At 71.2% G+C, this 23,037-nt stretch carries 25 protein-coding genes; 20 read left to right on the forward strand and 5 right to left on the reverse strand.

Translation table 11 applies throughout. The annotated features are described in order from the left end of the window. Window positions 1-27 precede the first annotated feature (27 nt). The 8 genes from LCN96_RS02505 to rfbD all read left to right on the forward strand — a co-directional run bounded on the left by LCN96_RS02505 (window position 28) and on the right by rfbD (window position 6,977). Window positions 28-411, forward strand: a complete 384-nt coding sequence (locus LCN96_RS02505; RefSeq protein ID WP_225270967.1) for a hypothetical protein — start codon at window positions 28-30, stop codon at window positions 409-411. Between the two features lie 34 nt (window positions 412-445). Next, window positions 446-1,336 carry a DMT family transporter gene (locus LCN96_RS02510; RefSeq protein ID WP_225270968.1) on the forward strand — a complete coding sequence of 297 codons (891 nt, stop codon included), beginning with the start codon at window positions 446-448 and terminating at the stop codon, window positions 1,334-1,336. Then, window positions 1,333-1,977, forward strand: coding sequence for a GntR family transcriptional regulator (locus LCN96_RS02515; protein ID WP_225270969.1), 645 nt, complete (start codon window positions 1,333-1,335; stop codon window positions 1,975-1,977). Before LCN96_RS02510 ends, LCN96_RS02515 begins: the two co-directional genes overlap by 4 nt. A 47-nt stretch (window positions 1,978-2,024) precedes the next feature. After that, on the forward strand, window positions 2,025-2,375 hold the full coding sequence (locus tag LCN96_RS02520; protein WP_225270970.1) for a hypothetical protein: 351 nt from the start codon (window positions 2,025-2,027) through the stop codon (window positions 2,373-2,375). 269 nt (window positions 2,376-2,644) lie between these two features. After that, a complete protein-coding gene (locus LCN96_RS02525; protein ID WP_225270971.1) occupies window positions 2,645-4,099 on the forward strand; it encodes a sugar transferase in 1,455 nt (484 codons plus the stop codon). Between the two features lie 2 nt (window positions 4,100-4,101). Further along, on the forward strand, window positions 4,102-5,169 hold the full coding sequence (locus LCN96_RS02530; RefSeq protein WP_225270972.1) for a glucose-1-phosphate thymidylyltransferase: 1,068 nt from the start codon (window positions 4,102-4,104) through the stop codon (window positions 5,167-5,169). Beyond that, window positions 5,166-6,092: a dTDP-glucose 4,6-dehydratase gene (gene rfbB / locus LCN96_RS02535; protein ID WP_225270973.1), complete on the forward strand. Its 927-nt coding sequence runs from the start codon at window positions 5,166-5,168 to the stop codon at window positions 6,090-6,092. Before LCN96_RS02530 ends, rfbB begins: the two co-directional genes overlap by 4 nt. Before the next feature lie 33 nt (window positions 6,093-6,125). After that, entirely contained in the window at window positions 6,126-6,977 is an 852-nt protein-coding gene (gene rfbD, locus LCN96_RS02540; RefSeq protein ID WP_225270974.1) for a dTDP-4-dehydrorhamnose reductase, read from the forward strand. On the opposite strand, the gene LCN96_RS02545 is transcribed toward rfbD, so the two are convergent. Continuing rightward, window positions 6,959-7,540, reverse strand: a complete 582-nt coding sequence (locus LCN96_RS02545; protein WP_225270975.1) for a dTDP-4-dehydrorhamnose 3,5-epimerase family protein — start codon at window positions 7,538-7,540, stop codon at window positions 6,959-6,961. The two genes, rfbD and LCN96_RS02545, sit on opposite strands and share 19 nt — an antisense overlap. Before the next feature lie 59 nt (window positions 7,541-7,599). Here LCN96_RS02545 and LCN96_RS02550 point away from each other — a divergent pair, with 59 nt between their 5' ends. The 9 genes from LCN96_RS02550 (at window position 7,600) to LCN96_RS02590 (ending at window position 16,784) form a co-directional block, all read left to right on the forward strand. Beyond that, window positions 7,600-8,802 carry a class I SAM-dependent methyltransferase gene (locus LCN96_RS02550; RefSeq protein ID WP_225275905.1) on the forward strand — a complete coding sequence of 401 codons (1,203 nt, stop codon included), beginning with the start codon at window positions 7,600-7,602 and terminating at the stop codon, window positions 8,800-8,802. Then, window positions 8,799-9,575 carry a glycosyltransferase family protein gene (locus tag LCN96_RS02555; RefSeq protein WP_225270976.1) on the forward strand — a complete coding sequence of 259 codons (777 nt, stop codon included), beginning with the start codon at window positions 8,799-8,801 and terminating at the stop codon, window positions 9,573-9,575. Before LCN96_RS02550 ends, LCN96_RS02555 begins: the two co-directional genes overlap by 4 nt. Next, a complete protein-coding gene (locus tag LCN96_RS02560; protein ID WP_225270977.1) occupies window positions 9,572-10,222 on the forward strand; it encodes a PIG-L deacetylase family protein in 651 nt (216 codons plus the stop codon). Before LCN96_RS02555 ends, LCN96_RS02560 begins: the two co-directional genes overlap by 4 nt. Before the next feature lie 5 nt (window positions 10,223-10,227). Further along, on the forward strand, window positions 10,228-11,247 hold the full coding sequence (locus LCN96_RS02565) for an NAD-dependent epimerase/dehydratase family protein (protein ID WP_225270978.1): 1,020 nt from the start codon (window positions 10,228-10,230) through the stop codon (window positions 11,245-11,247). Next, the gene (locus tag LCN96_RS02570; RefSeq protein ID WP_225270979.1) at window positions 11,244-12,515 is read left to right on the forward strand and encodes a DUF4910 domain-containing protein; all 1,272 of its coding nucleotides are present in this window, start codon (window positions 11,244-11,246) and stop codon (window positions 12,513-12,515) included. Before LCN96_RS02565 ends, LCN96_RS02570 begins: the two co-directional genes overlap by 4 nt. Continuing rightward, on the forward strand, window positions 12,512-13,465 hold the full coding sequence (locus LCN96_RS02575) for a hypothetical protein (RefSeq protein WP_225270980.1): 954 nt from the start codon (window positions 12,512-12,514) through the stop codon (window positions 13,463-13,465). The genes LCN96_RS02570 and LCN96_RS02575 overlap by 4 nt, the downstream gene beginning before the upstream one ends. Then, a complete protein-coding gene (locus tag LCN96_RS02580) occupies window positions 13,462-14,910 on the forward strand; it encodes an oligosaccharide flippase family protein (protein WP_225270981.1) in 1,449 nt (482 codons plus the stop codon). The genes LCN96_RS02575 and LCN96_RS02580 overlap by 4 nt, the downstream gene beginning before the upstream one ends. Then, the gene (locus tag LCN96_RS02585) at window positions 14,897-15,772 is read left to right on the forward strand and encodes a glycosyltransferase family 2 protein (RefSeq protein ID WP_225270982.1); all 876 of its coding nucleotides are present in this window, start codon (window positions 14,897-14,899) and stop codon (window positions 15,770-15,772) included. Before LCN96_RS02580 ends, LCN96_RS02585 begins: the two co-directional genes overlap by 14 nt. A 64-nt stretch (window positions 15,773-15,836) precedes the next feature. Beyond that, window positions 15,837-16,784 carry a hypothetical protein gene (locus LCN96_RS02590; RefSeq protein ID WP_225270983.1) on the forward strand — a complete coding sequence of 316 codons (948 nt, stop codon included), beginning with the start codon at window positions 15,837-15,839 and terminating at the stop codon, window positions 16,782-16,784. Here the strand turns inward: LCN96_RS02590 and LCN96_RS02595 are convergent. Next, window positions 16,763-17,635: a DUF6492 family protein gene (locus LCN96_RS02595; RefSeq protein WP_225270984.1), complete on the reverse strand. Its 873-nt coding sequence runs from the start codon at window positions 17,633-17,635 to the stop codon at window positions 16,763-16,765. The genes LCN96_RS02590 and LCN96_RS02595 overlap by 22 nt on opposite strands. Further along, the gene (locus LCN96_RS02600) at window positions 17,632-18,516 is read right to left on the reverse strand and encodes a DUF6492 family protein (protein WP_225270985.1); all 885 of its coding nucleotides are present in this window, start codon (window positions 18,514-18,516) and stop codon (window positions 17,632-17,634) included. Before LCN96_RS02600 ends, LCN96_RS02595 begins: the two co-directional genes overlap by 4 nt. A 146-nt stretch (window positions 18,517-18,662) precedes the next feature. On the opposite strand from LCN96_RS02600, the gene LCN96_RS02605 reads away from it, so the two are divergent. Together LCN96_RS02605 and LCN96_RS02610 are read left to right on the forward strand one after the other, a co-directional pair. Beyond that, window positions 18,663-19,388: a hypothetical protein gene (locus LCN96_RS02605; RefSeq protein WP_225270986.1), complete on the forward strand. Its 726-nt coding sequence runs from the start codon at window positions 18,663-18,665 to the stop codon at window positions 19,386-19,388. 3 nt (window positions 19,389-19,391) lie between these two features. Further along, window positions 19,392-20,738, forward strand: a complete 1,347-nt coding sequence (locus LCN96_RS02610; protein WP_225270987.1) for an O-antigen ligase family protein — start codon at window positions 19,392-19,394, stop codon at window positions 20,736-20,738. On the opposite strand, the gene LCN96_RS02615 is transcribed toward LCN96_RS02610, so the two are convergent. Then, on the reverse strand, window positions 20,687-21,592 hold the full coding sequence (locus LCN96_RS02615) for a hypothetical protein (RefSeq protein ID WP_225270988.1): 906 nt from the start codon (window positions 21,590-21,592) through the stop codon (window positions 20,687-20,689). The two genes, LCN96_RS02610 and LCN96_RS02615, sit on opposite strands and share 52 nt — an antisense overlap. Window positions 21,593-21,604: 12 nt before the next feature. Continuing rightward, the gene (locus LCN96_RS02620; protein ID WP_225270989.1) at window positions 21,605-22,153 is read right to left on the reverse strand and encodes a dTDP-4-dehydrorhamnose 3,5-epimerase family protein; all 549 of its coding nucleotides are present in this window, start codon (window positions 22,151-22,153) and stop codon (window positions 21,605-21,607) included. Window positions 22,154-22,200: 47 nt separating this feature from the next. Between LCN96_RS02620 and LCN96_RS02625 the strand changes: the two genes are divergently transcribed. Further along, window positions 22,201-23,025 carry a glycosyltransferase gene (locus LCN96_RS02625; RefSeq protein ID WP_263657431.1) on the forward strand — a complete coding sequence of 275 codons (825 nt, stop codon included), beginning with the start codon at window positions 22,201-22,203 and terminating at the stop codon, window positions 23,023-23,025. The last annotated feature ends 12 nt before the right edge of the window (window positions 23,026-23,037 follow it).

The following is a 23,037-nucleotide window of genomic DNA, read 5'->3' on the forward strand; positions in this document are numbered from 1 at the left end:
CGCTCAAGCTGAACTACGCTGTGGCGGGTGGACAGCGAGAGTCTGGCCGCGGCCGGGCTGTTGGAGGCTCTGAGCCGGGCGTCGGAGATTCTCGCCGAGTTACGCCATCCGTTCGTGAGAAGCGAGCAGTTCTCCTATTTCTTTCCCCCTGCGGGTGCCCGCGTCGGCGCCGCGGTCATGCTGCCCGACGGCCGGGAGCTCAGGTTCGAGGTGTCCATCGCCGTGTCCGGCAGGGCCTTCCAGGTCGAGGGCGGGATCCAGGTGGAGGCCGAGACGCTGCTGGAGCTGCCCCGCAAGAGCGTGTCCGGCATCGAGGAAGGGCTGGCCGCCTTCGGCGACTACGTGGGGGAGGTGGCGGCACCGGCGCGGCAACTGATCGAGCAACTGCTGGAAGAATTGTCTGACAACTAGACAGACGGTGTCTGGTTGTCTGACAATGAGGTCCATGAGGAATGGACCGCTCGCCGTCGTGGGTGCCTCCGTGCTCTGGGGCACCGCGGGCACGGCCGGGTTGCTGATGTCCGCCGACTCCGTGGCGCTGGCCGCCGCCCGGCTGGTGATCGGCGGCGCGGCGCTGGCGTTGCTGGCCGGGCGCGACCTGCGTGCAGCCGTCAAGCCCGGGCTGCTGTTCGGGGCCGTGGCGGTGGCGGCGTACCAGCTCTGCTTCTTCGCGGCCGTCAGCCGCACGGGGGTGGCCATCGGCACGGTGGTCGCGATCGGCAGCGGGCCGGTCTTCACCGGGCTGCTGTCGTGGGTGCTGCACGGGCGCAGGCCGACGAGGCGGTGGAGCGCGGCCACCGCGGCGGCCATCTGCGGGTGCGCGGCGCTGATCGCGGGCGGCGGGACGGACGCGGGCACGCAGGTGGTGTCCGGGATCGCGCTGGCGCTGCTGGGCGGCCTGCTGTACGCCTTCTACGCCGTCATGGCGGCCCGGGCGATCGGCCAGGGCGGTCGGTCGAACGCGGTGATGGGCGTGATGTTCGGCGGCGCCGCGCTGATCATGGTGCCGGTGCTCGCCGTCAGCGGCGTCGGCTGGATCGGCGAGCCGCGGGCCCTGCTCGCCGTGCTCTACCTCGGGCTCGGCACCACGGCCCTGTCCTACTTCCTGTACGGCCGGGGCCTGCGCACCACCCCCGTGGCCACGGCCGCCACCCTGTCGCTGGCCGAGCCGGCCGTCGCGGCGCTGCTCGGCCTGGTGGTGCTGGGCGAGCGGCTGGCCCCGGTCTCGATCGCCGGGCTCGTGCTGCTGGGGCTGAGCCTGGCGGCGGTGGCCGTACCGGAAAGGGCGCAGCGAAGGGAGCGTACGCCGGAAAGGGAGCTAGAGTCGCAGCCGTGACGTTGCCGCTCAGACCCGTCTCCACCGTCGGCGCGCTCGCCGACGCCCTGCGCAGCAGGGTGCTGTCCGGCGAGATCCCGCCCGGCACCGCGCTGCCCGAGCAGGAGATCGCCGCCTCCTACGGCGTCGCCAGGCCGACCGTGCGGGAGGCGCTGGCGAGCCTGGTGCACGAGGGGCTGCTCAGGCGGGAGCGCAATCGCAGTGCCTATGTCCCGGAAGTGACGCTTTCGGACCTCGAAGATCTCATGTACGTCCGCCGCCCCCTGGAGGACCTCATGGCCAGGGCCGTGATCGGCCGCACGGTGCCGGAGGCGGAGGCGGCGCTGCGCCGGATGGCCGCGTTGCCCGGCGAGGCGCCCTGGTCGGAGACCGTGGCCGAGCACATGGCGCTGCACCAGGCGCTCATCGAGGCCGTCGGCAGCCCGCGGCTGGAGCGGCTCTACGGCGTGCTGGCCGCGGAGACGCGGCTCGGCCTGGTGCGGCTGCGCGAGGTCTACCAGGACAGGGACGTGCTGGTGGCCGAGCACCGCGACCTGCTCGACGCGATCGCGAACGGCCCGGAGGAGGCCGCGCGGGCGGCGGTCGCCGCGCATCTCGGTCACTCCTGGGGCGGCGCGACGCGAGTCCATCGGCACCTTTGAGTGCGAACCCTTGCGGGACTGCCCCGTAACTCGCAAGAATCGCGCCCATGCACGGCAATCCGATGCCGGACTCCTACGTGTATGTCACGGAAGAGGGCGTCACTCGTCACTATGCGGACGGTAGCGTCGAGGCCCTCGCCTGGGAGGACGTGGTGGAGGTCCGTGTCGTCACCGAGTCCGGGGAAGACGTCCTCTATATCCTGCTAGATCGCGACGGTGAGGGCTGCGTGGTGCCGCGTTCGGCCACGGACGCCACGTTTCTGGCCCGCCTGCGTTATCTGCCGGACTTCGACCTCGACCGGCTGACCGTGGCCGCCGACTCCGCGCACGACGGCGTCGTGGTGGTCTGGCGCAGCCCCGACCCGCCGTCGGCGCTGCCGGATCTCGAGTACGACTAGGGCGCTTCATATTTCGGCAACCTGCCGAAATACCGCAGTAAATCTCACATTTCCCTCGTCAACTGCTGCCACTTGTGGACCGTTCCGTCAAGCCCCCGGGGGGTCTGACAATCGTCCGATTGTGGACATTTGCCGGTATTCCTCATGCCGGAATTGATCTTTACTCTTTAGTGGGGGCCGCCGCCCTTGATTGTGCGTGGGACTTGTCAACCCATGTGGTTCAAGGAACGTCCAGTTATCGCGGTGCACAGAGTTGTCAGGGTGGTGCTATGAGGGTGGGGATTGGGGAGTCCGCTGTCGTGCTCCTCGAGGCCGTGCCGCGCCGCGCGTCGAGCATCTGGACGCGTGCGTACTTACGGCTCCTGTTATCCGGGGACACGGTGTGCGCGCTGCTCGCATGCGTCTGCGTGCTGGGCATCCGGCTGATCGCCGGCGCGTACATTCCGCTGGTCGAGTTCCTGCTGGGGTTCGGCCTGGTGATCGCCTGGCCCATCGCGCTGTGGATGGGGGGCGCGTACCGCCAGCGCGCCAACGGCGAGGGAACGGAGGAGTTCAAGGCCGTCTTCAACGGCGGCATCGGGTTGATGGCGGCCGTCGCCATCATGGCCTACGCCACGCAGGCCGTCATCGCGCGCAGCTTCGTGATGGCGATGTTGCCGCTGGCTCTGGTGACGACGCTCTACTACCGCTACCGCATGCGCAAACGGCTGCACAGACGCCGAGCGGTGGGCGAGTACATGCGGCAGGTGATCGCCGTCGGGCACCGGGAGTCGATTCTCGACCTCGTGATGCAGTTCAGGCGCCAGCCGTACCACGGAATGCGGGTGGTGGGAGCCTGCCTGCCCGATGACAGCATCGAGGTGGACCTCGACGGCATCCCGGTGCTGGGCACGTTCGCCGACGTGGCCACCGTGGCCGAGCGCGAGCAGGCGGACGCCGTGGCCGTGCTGGCCTGCCCCGAGCTGGACGGCGCCGCGCTGCGCCGGCTGGCGTGGAGCCTGGAGACCGCGCGGACGGACCTGTTCGTGGCGCCCGCGCTCCTCGACGTGGCAGGGCCCCGGATCAGCATCAGGCCGGTCGCGGGCATGCCGCTGCTGCACGTGGAGCATCCGGAGTTCGGCGGGATGCGGCAGTTCGTGAAGACCGTCTTCGACCGGCTGGTGGCGGGGATCGCGCTGCTGGGCCTGGCGCTGCCGCTGCTGGGCCTCGCGCTGCTGATCCGGCTGACGAGCCCGGGACCGGCGTTCTTCTACCAGACCAGAGTCGGCAAAGGCGGCACTGAGTTCCGTCTGGTGAAATTTCGGACCATGGTGGCCGATGCGGAACGACTCAAGGGCGCACTGCTCGAAGCGAACGAGTTCGACGGAGTGCTCTTCAAGATTAGGAACGATCCAAGGATCACCAGGGTAGGCGCTTTCCTGCGGAAATACTCGCTCGACGAGCTCCCCCAACTGCTGAACGTCCTGCGCGGCGAGATGTCCCTCGTGGGCCCGCGCCCGCCGCTGCCGCAGGAGGTCGCCGAGTACGGCACCGACGTCCGCCGCCGCCTCGTGGTCAAGCCGGGCATGACCGGCCTGTGGCAGGTCAGCGGGCGCTCCGACCTGAGCTGGGAGGAGTCCGTACGCCTCGACCTGCGCTACGTGGAGAACTGGTCGCTCATCCTCGACCTGCAGATCCTGTGGAAGACCTGGTCCGTCGTCACCCGTGGAGAAGGGGCTTACTAGCGGTGAAAGCACTCGTGCTCGCCGGGGGGTCGGGCACCCGGCTGCGCCCCATCACGCACACCTCGGCCAAGCAACTGGTCCCCGTCGCCAACAAGCCGGTCCTGTTCTACGGGCTGGAGGCGATCGCGGCGGCGGGGATCGAGGAGCTCGGCCTGGTGGTCGGGGACACGCACGCGGAGATCGAGGCGGCCGTGGGCGACGGCTCGGCGTTCGGGCTGCAGGTGACGTACCTGCGGCAGGAGGCCCCGCTCGGGCTGGCCCACGGCGTGCTGATCGCCCGCGACTACCTGGGCGACGACGACTTCGTCATGTACCTGGGCGACAACTTCGTCGTGGGCGGCATCAACGGCCTGGTCGACCGGTTCGCCAGGGATCGGCCCGCCGCCCAGATCATGCTGACGAAGGTCGGCGACCCGCGCCAGTTCGGGGTGGCGGAGCTGGACGCCGAGGGCCGCGTGGTCGGCCTGGAGGAGAAGCCCGAGCGGCCCAAGAGCGATCTGGCGCTGGTCGGCGTCTACCTGTTCAGCCCGGCCGTGCACGCGGCGGTGGCGGAGCTGAAACCGTCGTGGCGCGGCGAGCTGGAGATCACCGACGCCATCCAGTGGCTGATCGAGTCGGGGCAGCGCGTCGAGTCCTCGGTGATCTCCGGCTACTGGAAGGACACCGGCAACGTCACCGACATGCTGGAGGTCAACCGGCTCGTGCTGGAGTCGGTCGAGCCCAGGACCGAGGGGCGGGTGGACGCGGCCAGCGAGCTGATCGGCCGCGTGGCGATCGAGCCGGGCGCGGTGGTCGAGCGCTCGCGCGTGGTCGGCCCGGCGATCATCGGCGCCGGCGCCCGCATCCAGGACAGCTACGTCGGCCCGTACACCTCCATCGGCGCGTCCTGCGCCGTCACCGGCAGCGAGATCGAGTACTCGATCGTGCTGCCCCGTGCCTCCATCGCCGGGGTGGGCCGCATCGAGTCGTCGCTGATCGGCCACGACGTCGAGGTCACCCCGGCGCCCAACACGCCCAAAGCCCACCGTCTCGTACTGGGCGATCACAGCAAGGTACAGATCAGTTCATGACAAGAATTCTGGTCACCGGTGGCGCGGGATTCATCGGCTCCCACTTCGTCCGCAGCCTGCACGACGAGTACGTCACGGTGCTGGACAAGCTGACCTACGCCGGCAACCGCGCCAACCTCGACGGGGTGCGGCACGAGTTCGTGCACGGGGACATCTGCGACGCCGAGCTGCTCGCGCGGCTCGTGCCCGGCCACGACCTCGTGGTCAACTTCGCCGCCGAGTCCCACGTGGACCGGTCGATCGAGGGCGCCGCCGAGTTCATGCGCACCAACGCGCTGGGCACGCAGACGCTGCTGCAGGCGTGCCTGGAGGCCGGGGTGCCGAAGGTGGTGCAGGTCTCGACCGACGAGGTGTACGGGTCGATCGACATCGGCTCCTGGGACGAGTCGGCGCCGGTGCGGCCGCGCTCGCCGTACGCGGCCTCGAAGGCGAGCGGCGACCTGATCGCCCGCGCGTACGCGGTCACCTACGGGCTGAACGTCTCGATCACCCGCTGCGGCAACAACTACGGGCCCCGGCAGTACCCCGAGAAGATCATCCCGCTGTTCATCACGAACCTGCTGCGCGGCAGGAAGGTGCCGCTGTACGGCGACGGCGGCAACGTGCGGGACTGGATCCACGTCGAGGACCACTGCGCGGGCATCCGCCTGGTCGCCGAGAAGGGCGAGCCGGGGGAGGTCTACCACATCGCGGGCACGGCCGAGCTGACCAACAAGGAGCTCACCGCGCGCCTGCTCGAAGCCTGCGGCCGGGACTGGGACATGGTCGCCTACGTCGCCGACCGCAAGGGCCACGACCGCAGGTACTCGCTGGACGACTCCAAGCTGCGGGCGCTGGGCTACCGCCCCGAGATCCCGTTCGAGCAGGGGCTGAAGGACACCGTCCGGTGGTACGCCACGCACCGCGACTGGTGGAGCCGTTGATCCCATGACCCCCCACTTAGGCCGGGAGGCCGCATGAGGTGGCTCATCACGGGGGCGGGCGGCATGCTGGCCGCCGACGTCCTCGACAGGACCGCGCTGACGGGCGAGCCGGTCCTCGCGCTCGGCCGGACCGAGCTGGACGTGCGCGACAGGCGGGCGGTGCACGACTTCGTCGCCGCCTACCGGCCCAGGGCCGTGCTGAACTGCGCGGCCTGGACCGCGGTGGACGACGCCGAGACGCACGAGGCCGAGGCGCTGGCGGTCAACGGGCACGCGGCGCGCTGGCTGGCCGAGGCGTGCGACCGGGTCGGGGCGCGGCTCGTGCACGTGTCCACCGACTACGTCTTCGACGGGACGCCGGGCCCGCCCCGCACCGAGGACGCGCCGACCGGGCCGGTGAACGCCTACGGCAGGACCAAGCTGGCGGGCGAGCGGGCGGTGCTGGAGCACGGCCACTACGTGGTGCGCACCGCCTGGCTGTACGGCGCGCACGGCGCGAACTTCGCCACCACCATGATCAGGCTGGCGGGGGAGCGGCCCACCCTGGACGTGGTGGACGACCAGCACGGCCAGCCGACCTGGACCGCCGACCTGGCGGACTACCTGGTCAGGCTGGCCCAGTCGGACCTGCCGCCGGGCGTCTACCACGGCACGAGCGCGGGCCGGACGACCTGGTGCGGGTTCGCCAGGGAGATCCTCACACTGCTGGGCGAGGACCCGGAGCGGGTGCGCCCGGTGCCGACCTCGGCCTTCCCGCGCCCGGCCCGGCGGCCGGCCGACAGCGTGCTGGCGCACACCCGATGGGAGCCGATCCGGCACTGGCGCACGGCGCTGCACGCGGCCTGGCCCGTCCTGACGAGGAGCCGTCAGTGCAGTGTCGCGTAGAACTCCCGGCACACCCGGTAGTCGGGCAGCAGCCCGGCCCTGAGCGCCTCGTCGAGGGTGGGCGCCTTGGCGTCCTTCTCCGACAGGACGGGCTCGACGCCGGACGCCCAGTCGATTCCGAGCGCCGGGTCGAGCGGGTGCACCCCGTGCTCGCGCGCCGGTGTGTACGGCTCGGAGCACAGGTACATCACCGTGGCGCGCTCGCTGAGCGCCATGAACCCGTGCCCGAGCCCCTCGGCGACCAGGACGGCGCTCCTGCTCACGTCGTCGAGTGTCACGCTCTCCCACCGGCCGAAGGTGGGCGAGCCGACGCGCAGGTCCACCACGACGTCCATGACGCTGCCGGACAGGCACATCACGTACTTGGCCTGGCCGGGGGGCACGTCGGCGAAGTGCACGCCGCGCAGCACGCCGCGGGCCGAGACCGAGCAGTTCACCTGCGCCAGGTCGAAGCGCCGCCCGGGCAGGTCGGCGGCGCGGAAGGCCTCGTAGAACGAGCCGCGGGGATCGGAGTGGACGGGCGGCGTGTGGCGCCAGACGCCATCGATGCCGAGGGGATCCATGGGCTGACAGTAACGAGATCACCGGCCCTCGCGAAATATCAATCTCTTGGAGCGTGCGAATGATGACTTGCCGGTTATGTGGCTCGGACGATCTCACCGGCGTGGTGGACCTGGGGGCGACGCCGCCCTGCGAGCGGATCCTCACGGCCGGGCAACTCGACGAGCCCGAGGTGACCTACCCGCTGCACCTGCGCGTGTGCACGTCGTGCTGGCTCGCGCAGATCCCGCCGCTGATCACCCCCGAGGAGACTTTCACGGACTACGCCTACTTCTCCTCCTACTCGGCCTCCTGGGTGGAGCACGCCCGCGCCTTCGTGGCCGAGCTGGACCTGCGGCCGGACTCGTTCGTGGTGGAGGTGGCCAGCAACGACGGCTACCTGCTGCGGCACGTGGTGGAGCGCGGGGTGCGCTGCCTGGGCATCGAGCCGTCGGTGAACGTCGGCCAGGCCGCCAGGGAGCGCGGCGTGCCCACGGTGACGGCGTTCCTGACGCCCGAGAGCGCCCAGGCGGTCGTGGCCGAGCACGGCAGGGCCGACTACGTGGTGGCCAACAACGTCTACGCGCACATCCCCGACGTCATCGGCTTCACCGAGGGGCTGCGCACGCTGGTCGCCGACCACGGGCTGGTCTCGGTGGAGGTGCAGCACCTGCTCACGCTGATGCAGCTCAACCAGTACGACACGATCTACCACGAGCACTTCCAGTACTACACCGTCGCCTCCGCCCAGCGGGCCCTGGCGAGCGGCGGGCTGACGCTGGTGGACGTGGAGCTGCTGACGACGCACGGCGGCTCGATCCGCCTGTGGGCCGCGCCGTCGGGCACCCCGTCGCAGCGCGTCTCCGACGTGCTGGCGATGGAGAAGGCGGCCGGGCTGCACGAGATCTCCGGCTACATCGACTTCACCGAGCGGGTGGCCAAGGTCCGGCGCGACCTGCTGGGCTTCCTGATCAACGCCGCCGAGGAGGGCAGCACGGTCGTCGGGTACGGGGCTCCCGGCAAGGGCAACACGCTGCTCAACCACTGCGGCATCCGGCCCGACCTGCTGCCGTACACGGTGGATCGCAACCCGTACAAGCACGGCAAGTTCACCCCCGGCGCGCGGATTCCGATCTTCGCGCCGGAGCGCATCGCCGCCGACAAGCCGGACTACGTGCTCGTGCTGCCGTGGAACCTGCGCGACGAGCTGATCGACCAGCTCTCCTACATCCGCGACTGGGGCGGCCGGCTGGTCTTCCCCATCCCCGCTCTGGAGGTCGTGTGAAGGTCGTCCTGTTCTGCGGGGGTTACGGCACCCGCATGCGTACGGGTGCCGGCGGCGACGCGCCGAAGCCGATGCAGCTCGTCGGCCCCAGACCGCTGATCTGGCACGTCATGCGCTACTACGCGCACTTCGGCCACAAGGAGTTCATCCTCTGCCTCGGCTACGGGGCCGAGCAGATCAAGGACTTCTTCCTCCGGTACGAGGAGACCGCGTCCAACGACTTCGTGCTGCGCGGCGGCAACGTCGAGCTGCTGGCCGCCGACATCTCCGACTGGTCGATCTCGTTCATCCACACCGGCGTCGAGTCCTCGATCGGGGAGCGGCTGCGCCGGGTGCGCGACCACCTCCAGGGCGAGGAGATGTTCCTGGCCAACTACGCGGACGTGCTCACCGACGCGCCGCTGCCGGAGATCGTCGAGCGGCTGGAGAAGTCGGGCGCGGGCGGCGCGCTGATGGCCGTGCCGCCGCCGGGCACCTTCCACTGCGTGGAGATCGCCGAGGACGGGCTGGTCGGCCAGATCACCGCCGTCACCGAGATGCCGCTGTGGGTGAACGGGGGATATTTCGTCCTACGCCAGGAGATCTTCGACCACATCCCGGAGAACGGCGACCTGCTCGTGGACGGCTGCAAGGAGCTGGCCAAGCGCGGGCGCCTGATGGCCTACCCCTACCGGGGCTACTGGCGGCCCACCGACACCGTCAACCAGCGCATGGAGCTGGATCGGGCCTACTCGCGCGGCGAGCGCCCCTGGGCCCTGTGGGAGCGGGTGTGAACCGCCTGTTCCCCAGCGGCCTGAGCCGCGTCGCCCTGCTCGCCGCCCACTGCGACGACCTGGCCATCGGCGCCGGCGGCACCCTCCTGGTCATGTGCACCGCGCACCCGGGCCTCCAGGTCGACGCGCTGGTGCTCTCCGGGGGCGGGACCGTGCGCGAGGAGGAGGAGCGCAACGCGCTGGCCGCCTTCTGCCCCGGCGCGGACCTGCGGGTGACCGTGGCCAAGGTGCCCGACGGCCGGCTGCCGGCCCACTGGGACGAGGCCAAGAACGCGGTCGAGGAGCTGCGGATGCGCACCGAACCGGACCTGATCCTGGCGCCGCAGGCCGGTGACGCGCACCAGGACCACCGGGGGCTGGCGCGGATGGTGCCCACCGCGTTCCGCGACCACCTCACGCTCGGTTACGAGATCCTCAAGTGGGACGGCGACCTCGGCCGGCCCAACGCCTACCAGCCGCTCGACCTCGCGCTGGCCGAGCGCAAGGTCTCCCTGCTCTGGGAGCACTACCCGTCCCAGCGGCACCGCCCCTGGTTCGACAGGGAGGCGTTCCTCGGGCTGGCCAGGATCCGCGGCATCGAGTGTCACGCACGCTACGCGGAGGCCTTCTACCTGCACAAACTCGCTCTAGATCTAGCTGGAGGCTGATCGACATGCGTGTCTTACTCACGGGGCACCAGGGCTATCTCGGCACGGTCATGGCGCCCATGCTCGCCACGGCCGGCCACGAGGTGGTGGGCCTGGACTCAGGGCTGTTCGCCGAGTGCGTGCTCGGCCCGATGCCGGACGACCCGCCGGGCCACCGCGTGGACCTGCGGGACGTGCCGGCGAGCCTGCTCGACGGCTGCGACGCGGTGATCCACCTGGCCGCGCTCTCCAACGACCCGCTCGGCGCGCTCGCGCCCGAGCTGACCTACGACATCAACCACCACGCCTCCGTGCGGCTGGCCAGGCTGGCCAGGGAGGCGGGCGTGCGCCGCTTCCTGTACGCCTCCACCTGCTCGGTCTACGGCGCCTCCGGCGGCGACGACCTGCTCGACGAGGACGCCCCGCTGCGGCCCGTCACCCCGTACGCGGAGTCGAAGGTCCGCGTCGAGGACGAGCTGGTCGAGCTGGCCGACGCCGACTTCACCCCGGTCTTCCTGCGCAACGCGACCGCGTTCGGGTTCTCGCCCCGGCTGCGGGCCGACATCGTGCTGAACAACCTGGTCGGCCACGCCCACCTGACCGGCCAGGTCCGCGTGCTGTCGGACGGCACCCCGTGGCGGCCCCTGGTGCACGTGGCCGACATCGCCGACGCGTTCCTGGCCGCGCTGACCGCGCCGCGCGAGGCCGTGCACGCCAGGGCGTTCAACGTGGGCGGCGAGCTGAACAACCTGACCGTCGCCGAGATCGCCGAGCACGTCGTGGAGGCGGTGCCGGGCTCGGAGCTGCTGATCACCGGGGAGACCGGCGCCGACCCGCGCTCGTACCGGGTCTCCTTCTCGCGCATCCGCGAGGCGCTGCCCGGCTACCACGCCCGCTGGACGGTGAAGGCGGGCGCCGTCGAGCTGGCCGACGCCTACCGTTACCACGGCCTGACCGCCGAGGACTTCCGCCAGCGGTTCACCCGCCTGGCCTGGCTGGCCGACCGCCGCAAGGCCGGGACGGTCTCCGAGGAGCTGCGCACGTGACCGGGGAGGAGATGCACGCCCTGGTGGAGCGGCTCTACCCGCTGTGCCGCTCCATCACGGGCGACGGCGTGCGCGCCACGCTGGGGATCATCGGGCAGAGCCTGGAGCTGGACGTGCACGAGGTGCCGACCGGGACCCAGGTGCTCGACTGGACGATCCCCAAGGAGTGGAACATCCGCGACGCCTACATCAAGGATCCGGCGGGGCGCCGGGTGGTGGACTTCCAGCGGTCGAACCTGCACGTCGTGGGCTACAGCGTGCCGGTGTCGGCCACCATGACCCTGGCCGAGCTGCGGCCGCACCTGCACACGCTGCCCGATCAGCCGGGCCTGGTGCCGTACCGGACGTCGTACTACGCCGAGACGTGGGGGTTCTGCCTGAGCCAGGACACCCTCGACGGGATGGGCGAGGGGCCGTACGAGGTGGTGATCGACTCGACGCTGGCCGACGGGCACCTGACGTACGCCGAGCACGTCGTGCCGGGGCGGACCGAGGACGAGGTGCTGATCTCGTGCCACGTCTGCCACCCGTCGCTGGCCAACGACAACCTGGCGGGCGTCGCGGTGGCCACGGCGCTGGCCCGCAGGCTCAGGGAGCCGCGCCTGACCTACCGGTTCGTGTTCGCGCCCGGCACGATCGGCGCGATCACCTGGCTGGCGCGCAACCGCGAGCGCACCGGGCGGATCAGGCACGGGCTCACGCTGGCCTGCGCCGGTGACCGGGGCGCGCTGACGTACAAGCGGAGCAGGCGCGGCGACGCGCCCATCGACCGGGCGATGGCGGCCGTGCTGCGCGAGCGCCCGCACACGATCGTGGACTTCTCCCCGTACGGCTACGACGAGCGGCAGTACTGCTCGCCCGGCTTCGACCTGCCGGTCGGCAGCCTGACCAGGACCCCGTACGCGGGCTACCCCGAGTACCACACCTCGGGGGACGACCCGGCTTTCGTCTCGCCGCAGGCCATGGCCGACACGCTGGAGGCGCTGTGGTCGGCGGTCGAGGTGCTGGAGCACGACGGCCGCTACCAGAACCTCAGCCCGTACGGCGAGCCGCAGCTCGGCCGGCGCGGCCTGTACGGATCTCTCGGCGGCCGGAGTGACACGAAACAAGCGCAACTGGCGATGTTATGGGTGTTGAACCTGTCGGACGGTGAGCACAGCCTGCTGGACGTGGTCGGCCGATCGGGCCTGCCCTTCCGCGCGGTCGCCGAGGCGGCCGCCGCCCTGGAGGGCGCGGGTCTGCTCAAACGGGTGGGAGAGGGCGCATGAACCTGCGGGTGGGGGACCTCGTCGAGGTACGGAGCGCGGCGGAGATCCTGGCCACGCTGGACGAGCGGGGCGAGCTGGAGAGCCTGCCGTTCATGCCGGAGATGCTGGCCTTCTGCGGGCAGCGGATGACGGTGCACAAGGTCGCGCACAAGCTGTGCGACACGATCAGCCGCAGCGGCATGCGGCGCATGGACAGCGCGGTGCACCTGACGGGCGCGCGGTGCGACGGCGGCGGGCACGGCGGCTGCCAGACGGCCTGCTCGCTGTACTGGAAGGAAGCCTGGCTCAAACGGGTCGAACCGGACGAGCCCGCCACCCCGCAGATTCCGGAGGAGCGGCTGCTGAAGCTGCTCGACGCCAACACCCGCAAGGGCCCCGACGGCTACTCCTGCCAGGCCACCGAGCTGCTCAGGGCCGCGCCGACCTGCCTGCCCTTCCGCGACCTCGGCCAGTACGTCACCGACGTGCGCAGCGGCAACGCGGGCGTCGGCCAGACCGTGCGCACCTTCCTGGTCGGCCTCTTCAACCGCTTCCAGGACGTGAGCAAGAAGGTGCTGCCGCGCCGCCTGTGGATCAGGCGCGGGCTGCGCTGGGGCTTCATCGAGGGCCGGGCAGGCAAGAAGACGCCGACCGCCACGCTGGACCTCAAGCCGGGCGAACTGGTCAGGATCAAGTCCAAGGCGGAGATCCTCGACACGCTCAACGACGACCTGCTCAACCGCGGGATGGGCTTCGAGGAGGAGATGGCCCGCTACTGCGGCAGGACCGCGCGGGTCCGGGCCAGGGTCGAGCGCTGCCTGGATGAGAAGACCGGCCGCATGCTGACCATGAAGAGCCCGTGCATCATCCTCGACGACCTGGTCTGCGAGGGCGTCTACAACGCCAACTGCCCACGCGAGTTCGTGCCGTTCTGGCGGGAGATCTGGCTGGAGAGGGTCGAGACTTCGTGAGCGAGGTCGGCGACATCGGCCGCAAGGCCGGTCGCGGACTGCGCTGGAGCCTGCTGGGCAACCTGGTGATGAAGGCCGGCTCGTTCGTGATGAGCCTCATCCTGGCCAGGCTGCTGGTGCCCGAGGACTTCGGCGTGTTCGCGATCGCGCTGGCGGCCACCCAGTTCGTCATCTACATCAACGACGCCGGCGTGATCGCGGCGACCGTGCAGTGGCGGGGGAAGCTGGAGGAGATCGCGCCCACGGCCACCGTCGTGGCCATCCTGTCGAGCTTCGCCCTCTACGCGCTGTTCTGGGTGATCGCGCCGTTCTACGCGCGGCTGGCCGGCAGCGAGGACGCCACCTGGGTGATCCGCATCCTCATGGCCACCAACGTCGTCTACGGGCTGACCGCGGTGCGCAGCGCCGCGCTCATGCGCCGGTTCGAGCAGGACAAGCTGGCCTGGGCCAACCTGGCCGGGTTCGTGGTCAACGCCTCCGTCTCCATCACCCTGGCCGCCAACGGCGCCGGGGCCTACAGCTTCGCCTGGGGGCAGCTCAGCGGCGGCGTGCTCACCGGGGTGCTGGTGGTGGCGCTGGCCCGGATCAGGATCCGGCTCGGTTTCGACCGGGCGCAGGCCGCCCGGCTGCTGCGCTTCGGGCTGCCGCTGTGCGTCAGCCTCGGCATCGAGGGCCTGCTGCTCAACGTGGACTCGGTCATCGTCGGCGACGTGCTCGGCCCCGTCTGGCTGGGCTTCTACCTGCTCGCCTTCAACATCTCCAGCTGGGTGCCCGGCCTGATCGGCACCGCCATCCGCTACGTGGCGCTGCCCAGCTTCTCGCGCCTGGCGGAGGAGGGCGGCCAGGCCATGCGCGACGGCGTACGGCAGGCCGTCCCGCTGCTGGCCGGCATGGTGCTGCCGATCGCGGTGCTGATGGGCACGCTCGCCCCCGCGGTCGTGGAGTTCCTGTACGGCGCGAACTGGCTGCCCGCCGCCCAGGTGCTGCGGTTCCTGGCGGTCGTGATGGCCGTGCGCATGCTGACACTGCTCATCACCGACATCCTGGCCGCGCTCGGCAGGACGAAGGCGACCATGTGGGTGAACCTGTGCTGGGCCGTCGCGCTGGTGCCCGCGCTCCTGGTGGGCGCCCGCCTCGACGGCATCCAGGGTGCGGCCGTGGCGCACGCGGTGGTCGCGGTGGTGGTGGCGCTGCCGCTGCTGGGGGTGGCCCTGCACCGCTCCGGAGTGCCCGTCGGCCTGTTCGGCGCCGGGCTGGCCAGGCCGCTGCTGGGAGCGGTGGCGGCGGGCCTGGTCATGGTGGCGCTGGCCTCGGTGGTCGACGGCGCCTTCATCGAGCTCTGCGTGGCAGGAGGCGCGGGGTTGCTGCTGTTCGTGCTGGTCGTGGTGCCGCGCGCGGTGCTGCAGCGACTCGTACGCCAAGGGAGGGCGCATGCACGACCGTGAGCTGGTATCGATCGCGCTGCCGGTACGCAACGGGGCCGGCCGCCTGGAGGCCGTGGTCCGATCGGTGCTGGCCCAGGACCACCCGCACATCGAGCTGGTCATCTCCGACAACGCCTCCACGGACGGCACCGAGGAGCTGTGCCGCGACCTGGCGGCGGCCGATCCCCGGATCGTCTACCACCGGCATCCCGAGAACATCGGCCTGCTCGGCAACTTCCAGCACGCGGCCCGCATCTCCCGGGGCGCCTACGTGCGCTGGATCGGCGACGACGACCGGCTGGAGCCCGACTGCGTCTCGGCTGCCCTGGCCGCCTTCGCCGCGGACGAGCGGCTCATCCTGGTCACCAACCAGGTCTCCTACACCGGCTCCGACGGCAAGGTGAGCACCGTCGCCTACACGGGCACCGAGCTGGGCTCCGCGGACCCGGTCGTGCGCTTCGCCGAGATGCTCAGGCTGCTCAACGAGAGCCCGTACCTGATGGACCCGCTCTACGGCCTGCTGCGGCGTGAGGCCGCGACCGGCATCCCGAGGCGGAACATGCTGCGCGAGGACGAGGTGTTCGCGGCCAAGCTGGCGCTGGCGGGCCCGTGGGCGCACGTCCCGGAGGTGCTCTCGCACCGCAACTGGCGGCTGGAGCGGATCGGGCGCATCGCCCGCCGCCTGGACGTGCCGCCGTGGCAGTCCCACCTGGCCAACACACTTCAGTGCAGGGAGCTGCTGCGATGGGTGCGCGACGCGGAGCTGACGGAGGACCAGCGGCGCCGGGCGCGGACCGAGGTGATGCGCATGTACGCGCGGCGCCAGCGCCGCACGTTCGCGCACCGCGGCCGCAAGCTGCTGACCCTGGCCCGCCTGGTGTAACACCTCCGATGAGCAGAGCGATTTCCCGTTTGCATCGGTACAAAAGTCGACGGGGGCGGAAATAGTGCGCTTCTGGAAGGCCATCCTTGGTCTGGCCCGGAAGAAGTTCGTGGGGCCGCCCGTCGCCGTCGCGGCCATCGGCCTCGCGCTGGCCGCGTACTTCCTGATGCCGAGCCGCTACGTCTCCACCGCCTCCATGGTCCTCACCGTGCCCGCCACGGGCGGCACGCTGGAGACCGAGCCGGCGAGCAAGCCCGGCCTGACCAACCCGCTGCTGCAGTTCAACGACGCGTTGCGGACCACGGCGGGCATCCTGATCCTGGCCACCAACAGGGCCGACGTCTACAAGGAGATCGGCGCGCCGGAGAACGGGTCCACCGTCGTGACCATCAACGACGGGCGCACCAACCCCGACCTGCTGAGCATCAGCACCAACGGGCCCTTCATCTACGTCGAGGTGGAGGGCGACGACCCCGCCACCGTGCGCGAGGTCATGCGCAAGGCGCAGCAGCGGGTGCGGCTGGAGCTGGGCAGGCGGCAGACCGAGCTGGACGCGCCGATCAGCACGCACATCGGCATCATGGACGTGATGCCGCCCTCCGGCCCCAGGGCCGCGCTCGGCGACCGCCTGACGTTCGCCGCCTTCGGCGGGGTGTTCGGCCTGATCGCCGGGATCGGCGTGGCGTACGGCGTCCAGCGCGTGCGCTGGTCACGCGCCGCACCGGCCGCCGAGCCCGCTCCCGTGCAGGAGGAGCCGGAGGTGTGGAGCGAGGTCGTGGCCGAGCAGCCGGTGGCGGAGAGCGAGGCCACGGAGAAGCTCAACGGCTCCCGGCCGCACCCGCCGTCGGCGGTCTCGGGCTTCCCCATGTCCGTGGCCGAACTGGCCACGGAGGAGACGGGACCGATCCAAGTGATCAGGCTGGGCGACGGAGCGGCCCCGGACCCCGGCGAGAAGAAGGACGACACGGGCACGAGCGAGGACGGCGACGGTCAGCTCGACTCGACGACCTGAGCGCACCTCTTGATGGCGGCCTGCCTGGCCGCCATCGGGGTGTGCGACTTGGCCGAGATCATCATCCCCACGGCCTCCTGCGGCAGCTTGTCGGCGAAGGCCACCGCCTGCGCCTCGTCCCACGGCTCGTGGTTGTAGCTCAGATGGCAGATCGTGGTGTTGATCGGCGGGTCCGCCTTCAGCACCTCGTCCACGAAGACGCCGTACAGGATGAACTCCGAGACGTGCAGCTGCGCGTTGAACGCGTCGAGCCAGTCGCGGCCCGTCACCTGCGTGATCCGCCGCTGCATGGCCCGGACGATCTCCGGGTCCCAGAACGTCAGCGCCGTCACGTAGTCGGGCAGCGGCGGTGGCGGCGCGGGCGGCAGGCCGAGCAGGTCGCGGGCCACCTGGTGCCAGATGACGTGCCGCTTCATCTCGGCCGTCACGCCGTTCTCCAGCCGGTACAGGCACAGCCGCCCGTCCCTGGAGAAGGACTCGGCGCTGGTGGGGCGGACGAGCACGGCGTCGGAGTCCACGATGAGCAGCGCGTCGGCGTCGATCAGCCCCACCGAGGCGATCTTGACGGTCTGCTGCATCACCCAGCCGCGCAGCGGCGGCCACGGCCGGCGGGAGTTGACGTACATGTCGGCGCCGGGCACCCGCAGGTACCTGCGGGGTAACAGCTCCGAGCGCACCCACACGTGGCAGCGCGGCCCCTCGAACGCGGCGAACGCCTCACGGTCGCCCGGCGGCACGAAGACGTGGTGGATGGTGTCCTCTGAGGTGTAGTCCAGCACGGATCGGTGCAGGTCGGCGAAGAGCTCGGCGTCCTGGGCGTAGGAGGGCGTGATGACCGCCAGCTTGCTCACGGAGTGCTCCCGTCGGGTCCGGTGATCTGGGAGCATCGCTCGATCGCGGCGCACCTGGCCGCCATGGGTGTCGCCGACTTGGCCGAGATCATCATTCCCACCGCGTCGGCAGGGAGCAGGTCGGCGAAGGCGATGGCTCCGGCAGGGTCGAGTGGGGTGCGATCCCACCTGTTGTGGCAGATCGCGGGGTTGACCGGAGGCGCGGCCCCGAGCACCTCGTCCACGAACACGCCGTAGACGATGAACTCCGAGACCTGGAGGTAGGAGACGAAGGCGGACAGCCAGTCGCGCCCCGTCGCGTCGGTGATCCGGAGCTGCATCTCGCGGACGACGGCCGGGTCCCAGCACGCCAGCGAGCTGACGTAGTCCGGCAGGGGCAGCGGCGCCGGCCCCGGCAGGCCCAGCAGCTCGCGGGCCACCCGGTGCCAGGTGACGTGGTCGGTCATGCCCTCGTGCACCCCGCCGTCCATCCGGTACAGGCACACCTGCCCGTCGCGGATGAACAGCTCGGGGACGGCCTCACGGACCAGCACGACGTCGGAGTCGGCGACCAGCACCACCTTCGCGTCGAGCCGCGCCGTCACCGCGACCTTCACGGCCTGCTGCGCCACCCAGCCGCGCAGCGGCGGCCAGGGCCGTCTGGGATCGATCCACACGCCGGCGAGCGGCACCCGGACGATCCGGCGGGGCAGGATCTCGGCGTAGGTCCAGATCCTGCAGCGGGGGCCCGCGTACCGGGCGAACAGGCGGCGGTCGGAGTCGGGCACGACCACGTGGTGCACCGTGTCGTCGGAGGTGTGCGCGAGCACGGATCGGTGCAGGTGGGCGAAGAGATCCGCGTCAGGGGCGTACGTGGGCGTGACGACGGCCAGTGCGCTCATGAAAAGTGATCTCCGTCCCCCCGGCGGGTGAACCGCGCCCCTCGTACTCCATATCGCCCCGCGATAGGTGGTGTTACAGCGATTTGTGTAACGCTCCACCCCTTCGCGGGCGACATGCATGAGGCGGGACTCGCGAGGGAGGGCGCGTGGATTTCTGGGGGACCATCCTCGTCCTGTTGCGACGCTGGTACGTCGCCCTGCCCGCCTTCCTGGCGGCCGTCGGCGCCGCCTTCTACGCCTACTCCACGATCCCGGTCACCTACACCACGACCGCCGTGCTCGTGCTCACCGCACCGACCAGCGGCGGCACCCTGCCGCCCGACCCCGACCAGCCCATCCCTCGGGTCAACCCGCTGCTGAACTTCGACCACGGGCTCGACGTGGCCGCCTCCATCCTGATCAGCGTGATGAGCACGCCGGACATGGTGGCCGCGATGGGCGTCACGAGCGGCGGGCCGACCACGTACGCGGTCACGAACGGCACCAACAACCTGGAGTCGCTGGCCACGGGGCCGCTGGTGTTCGTCGAGGGGGAGAGCCGGACGCCCGACGAGGCCACGCGGATCACCCGCAAGGCCATCGACCGGATCGAGCAGGAGCTGGACCAGCGCCAGAGGCAGGTGCAGGCGCCCAAGGGCACCTACATCACGATCAGCGAGGCCGTGCCGCCGACCACGCCGGCCCCCCAGCAGGGCAGGAAGCTGCGCTCCGCCGCCTCGGCGCTCGGCCTGGGGGTGATCGCCTCACTGTGCGCCTCGTTCGCCGCGGAGAGCCTCTCAGGGCCGCTGCGCGGCGCCGTCGCGCGCCTGCGCCGGCGCGGGGAGCCGCCCGCGGGGATACCGGAACGGATCTCCGAGAAGACGGGGGCCTAGGCGGTGGCCGCCACCAGGGTGGGCGCGCCGCCGCTGCCCGGCCGCGCCGACGGCGCCACGGTCGCCGCGATCTTCGCCGCGGTGCTGCTGATCGTGCCCGCCCGGCTGGTGCTCAAGGCGCTGCCGCTCTCCCTCACGCCGGCCAACGTGGTCAGCCTCGGCGCGGCGCTGTTGTGGTTGTGCGCGCAGTTCACGCTCACGCTGGGGGCCGCCAAGGGCCGCAACCCCGTGCGGACGGCGCTGTTCGCCTACTTCACCGCGATGGTCGCCACCTACGGGTTCTCCACCTGGGGTTACATGGACTCCGACGAGCTGAACCTGAGCGACCACGCGTTCGTCCTCGTGGTCGCCCTGGTCGGCATCGCCCTGACGGTCTGCGACGGGGTGCGCGACCGGCGGCGCCTGGACTTCCTGCTGCAGACGCTGGTGGTCGGCGGCGCGGTGATCTCCGTGATCGCGGCCTTCCAGTTCCTGCTCTCGATCGACCTGACCAGGTTCCTGGAGCTGCCGATCCTGCGCTACACCAGCGAGGGCGACTCGTTCGTGCTGGAGCGGGCCGACCTGCGGCGGGTGGCGGCGACCACCGGGCATCCCATCGAGTTCGGCGTCACCTGCGCCATCCTGCTGCCGCTGGCCGCGCACTACGCCACCCAGGCGCGCCTGCGGGGCGAGCCCGCGCTGCGCTGGTGGGTGTGCACGGGGCTGATCGGCTGCGGCCTGATGTTCTCCGTGTCACGCTCGGCCATGCTGAGCCTGGCCGTGGTGGGGGCGGTGCTGTTCGCCGGCTGGTCGTGGCGGCGGCGGGGCTACACGCTGCTGATCGCCGCCGCGTTCCTGGTCGTGATCAGGGTCACGGTGCCCGGCCTGCTCGGGGCGATCACCGGCCTGTTCTCCAACATCGGCAACGACGAGAGCATCCAGTACCGCACGCACGACTACGCCGTCGCGGGGCAGGAGATCGGCCGGCACTTCTGGCTCGGCCGCGGCCTGGGCACCTGGTACGCCCCCAAGCACCAGATCTTCGACAACCAGTACATCCTGTCCATGGTCGAGACCGGGCTGTTCGGCACGGTGTCGTTCGCCGCGATCTTCGCGGTGGCCTGCTACGCCGCGCTGCGGGCCCGCCACCTCAGCGCCGACCCGGGCGACCGCGACCTCGGCCTGACCATCGCCGCCGTCATGCTGGTGCCGCTCGTCGGGTCGTTCACCTTCGACCTGCTGTCCTTCCACACCGTGACCGGCCTGGCGTTCGTGCTGGTCGGCGCGGCGGGAGCGCTGCTCAGGGCGGCGCGCGCCGATCAGCTCTCCCCCGCGCAGGCCAGCGGGCCGACGATCGAGGTGACCCGATAGTCCTCGTCGATGGTGACCAGCTCGTTGCCGGCCCACTCCGCCCTGGCGCACTCGGAGTCCACCGGGCCGTACACCCACGACTTGTCCACCAGCTTGTTGCCGCGCACCACCTGCTTGCCGCGCGCGTTGCGCACCTGGATGCTGTACGTGCCGCCCATGACGAGGTTGTCGGTCACCACCACGTCCCGCGACTTCTCGTCCACCAGGAAGATCGGCGCGGTGATGTCCTTGGCCTCCCGCTGGTCGACGGTGTTGTGGTGGAACAGCAGGCCCTTGCCGCCGTTGTAGGCCTGGATGCCGTCGGAGTGGTCGCCCGGCCGCGAGCAGAGCTTGACGTAGGAGTCGCGGATCTGCACGTCGTCGCCGGAGACGCGGAAGCCGTCGCTGTGCCCCTGCACCAGCACCCTGGTCGCCTCGTACTTGTCGTGGCCGATGGCGGGCAGCGGCTCGCACTTGGTCGTGGTGCCCACCGTGGTGTCGGTGATCGTGAAACTGAACGACCGCGGCCCGTCGGCGTTGATCACGTCACCGTCGATCACGCTGTTCCTGATCGTCACGTTGTCGGCGTGGACCAGCAGGTGGCCGGGGACGTGCACGCCGTCGAGCACGGCGCCCTCCCTGCGCACGCGCAGCGCGACGTCCTCCGTGTTCAGCCCGGTGTCGGTCAGCTCGGTGCCGCGCAGCACGCCCGTGCAGGCGGGCGTCGGATGGTCGGGGCAGGAGGAGCCGTCGGAGCGCACGATGGCGGGCGGCGGGCTCGGCGGGCCGGACGGCGGTGCCGGATCGGTGGGAGCGGCCTGGCAGGCCACCGGCGTCATCGCCGCGACGAGGAGCAGGAGAGCACGTCCGCGCATTGCCGCCCCCTCTCAGGCGCCCAGCCTGGGCAGCAGGTCGGCCCAGGAGCCCGCGCCCAGGTCGCGCGGGCTGACCTCCGTCGGCTGGAGCGGCCAGGCTATCCGCAGCTCCGGGTCGTCGTAGCGCACGGCCAGATCCTCGCCCGGATCGTGCTCCCTGTCGATGCGGTAGCACGTGTCGGCCTGCTCGGTGAGCGCCTGGAAGCCGTGCAGCAGGCCGGGAGGCACGTAGAGGGTGACGAAGTCCTCGTCGTCCAGGCGCACCGCCATGCTGCGGCCGAACGTGGGCGAGTGCGGCCTGGCGTCCACCAGCACGTCGAGGATCGCGCCCCGCGCGCACCGCACCAGCTTGGCCTCGCCCCTGCCGGCGCGCCCGTGCAGGCCGCGGATCACGCCCCGCCTGGACCTGGACTGGCTGTCCTGGATGAACGCGCACGGGTCCAGGCCCGCGCCGGCGGCCACGGCGGCGTCGAAGGTCCTGGTGAACAGGCCGCGGCCGTCGCGGTGCGGCACGGGGGTGAACAGCAGCACCCCGTCGAGCTCGCCCTGCTCCACTTTCATGTCCGGTCCTTCCTGGAAGGGGTGCGATGAAGCCTGTGGTCAGTGTCGTGATTGCGGCCCACAACGAGGAGAACGTCGTGCGGGCGGGGCTGGACCAGCTGCTCGCGGGGGCCGCGCCGGGGGAGTTCGACGTCGTGGTGGTGGCCAACGGCTGCTCCGACGGCACCGCGCGGGCCGCCGCCCGGCCGGGCGTGCGCGTGCTGGAGACACCGGTCGCGGGCAAGGTGGGCGCGCTGCGCCTGGGCGACGCCGCCTGCCGCGCCTTCCCCCGCGTCTACCTGGACGCCGACGTGCGCCTGGACGCCGAGTCCGTGCGGCTGCTCGTCGAGGCGGCGGGCCGGCCGGGCGTGCTGGCCTGCGCGCCGGTGCCGGTGTGGGACCTGCGCGGCACCGGGCCGGTGGTCCGGCGGGTGCACCGGGTGCACGACCGGCTCATCGCGCCCCTGCGGGCGCTGGCCGGGGTCGGGGTGTACGTGCTGAACGAGCGGGGGCACGAGCGGGCCTTCCCGCTGCCCGACGTGATCTCCGACGACGGCTGGGTGGACGGCTGCTTCACCGGCTCCGAGCGCGTCGTCGTGACCGAGGCCAGGTCCGTGGTGCGTCCGCCGCGCACGGTCAGGGCCCACCTGCGCAGGCGGGTCAGGGTCAGGCAGGGCAACCGGCAGCTGGCCGCGCTCGGCAGGCCCGGCTCCTCGCTGCGGCTCGGGGCGCTCGGGCGGCTGGTGGCGGCGCGTGCGGTCGGGCCGATCGACGTCGCCTGCTACCTGGGCGTGCTCGTGCTCGACCGGCTGCTGACCAGGCTGCGCCGCGGCCCGGCCGGCTGGGGCACCGACGCGGGCAGCCGTCACCGCGACCCCACGGCGGCCCCGTAGGCCGTCGTCACC

The organism is Nonomuraea gerenzanensis, assembly GCF_020215645.1.
GTDB lineage: Bacteria > Actinomycetota > Actinomycetes > Streptosporangiales > Streptosporangiaceae > Nonomuraea > Nonomuraea gerenzanensis.

Coding starts and splice junctions, on each gene's coding strand:
- LCN96_RS02525 (WP_225270971.1), top strand. CDS start 2,645: ATGAGGGTGGGGATTGGGGAGTCCGCTGTCGTGCTCCTCGAGGCCGTG.
- LCN96_RS02520 (WP_225270970.1), top strand. CDS start 2,025: ATGCACGGCAATCCGATGCCGGACTCCTACGTGTATGTCACGGAAGAG.
- LCN96_RS02600 (WP_225270985.1), bottom strand. CDS start 18,516: ATGAGCGCACTGGCCGTCGTCACGCCCACGTACGCCCCTGACGCGGAT.
- LCN96_RS02510 (WP_225270968.1), top strand. CDS start 446: ATGAGGAATGGACCGCTCGCCGTCGTGGGTGCCTCCGTGCTCTGGGGC.
- LCN96_RS02565 (WP_225270978.1), top strand. CDS start 10,228: ATGCGTGTCTTACTCACGGGGCACCAGGGCTATCTCGGCACGGTCATG.
- rfbD (WP_225270974.1), top strand. CDS start 6,126: ATGAGGTGGCTCATCACGGGGGCGGGCGGCATGCTGGCCGCCGACGTC.
- LCN96_RS02615 (WP_225270988.1), bottom strand. CDS start 21,592: ATGCGCGGACGTGCTCTCCTGCTCCTCGTCGCGGCGATGACGCCGGTG.
- LCN96_RS02575 (WP_225270980.1), top strand. CDS start 12,512: ATGAACCTGCGGGTGGGGGACCTCGTCGAGGTACGGAGCGCGGCGGAG.
- LCN96_RS02545 (WP_225270975.1), bottom strand. CDS start 7,540: ATGGATCCCCTCGGCATCGATGGCGTCTGGCGCCACACGCCGCCCGTC.
- LCN96_RS02585 (WP_225270982.1), top strand. CDS start 14,897: ATGCACGACCGTGAGCTGGTATCGATCGCGCTGCCGGTACGCAACGGG.
- LCN96_RS02550 (WP_225275905.1), top strand. CDS start 7,600: ATGATGACTTGCCGGTTATGTGGCTCGGACGATCTCACCGGCGTGGTG.
- LCN96_RS02620 (WP_225270989.1), bottom strand. CDS start 22,153: ATGAAAGTGGAGCAGGGCGAGCTCGACGGGGTGCTGCTGTTCACCCCC.
- rfbB (WP_225270973.1), top strand. CDS start 5,166: ATGACAAGAATTCTGGTCACCGGTGGCGCGGGATTCATCGGCTCCCAC.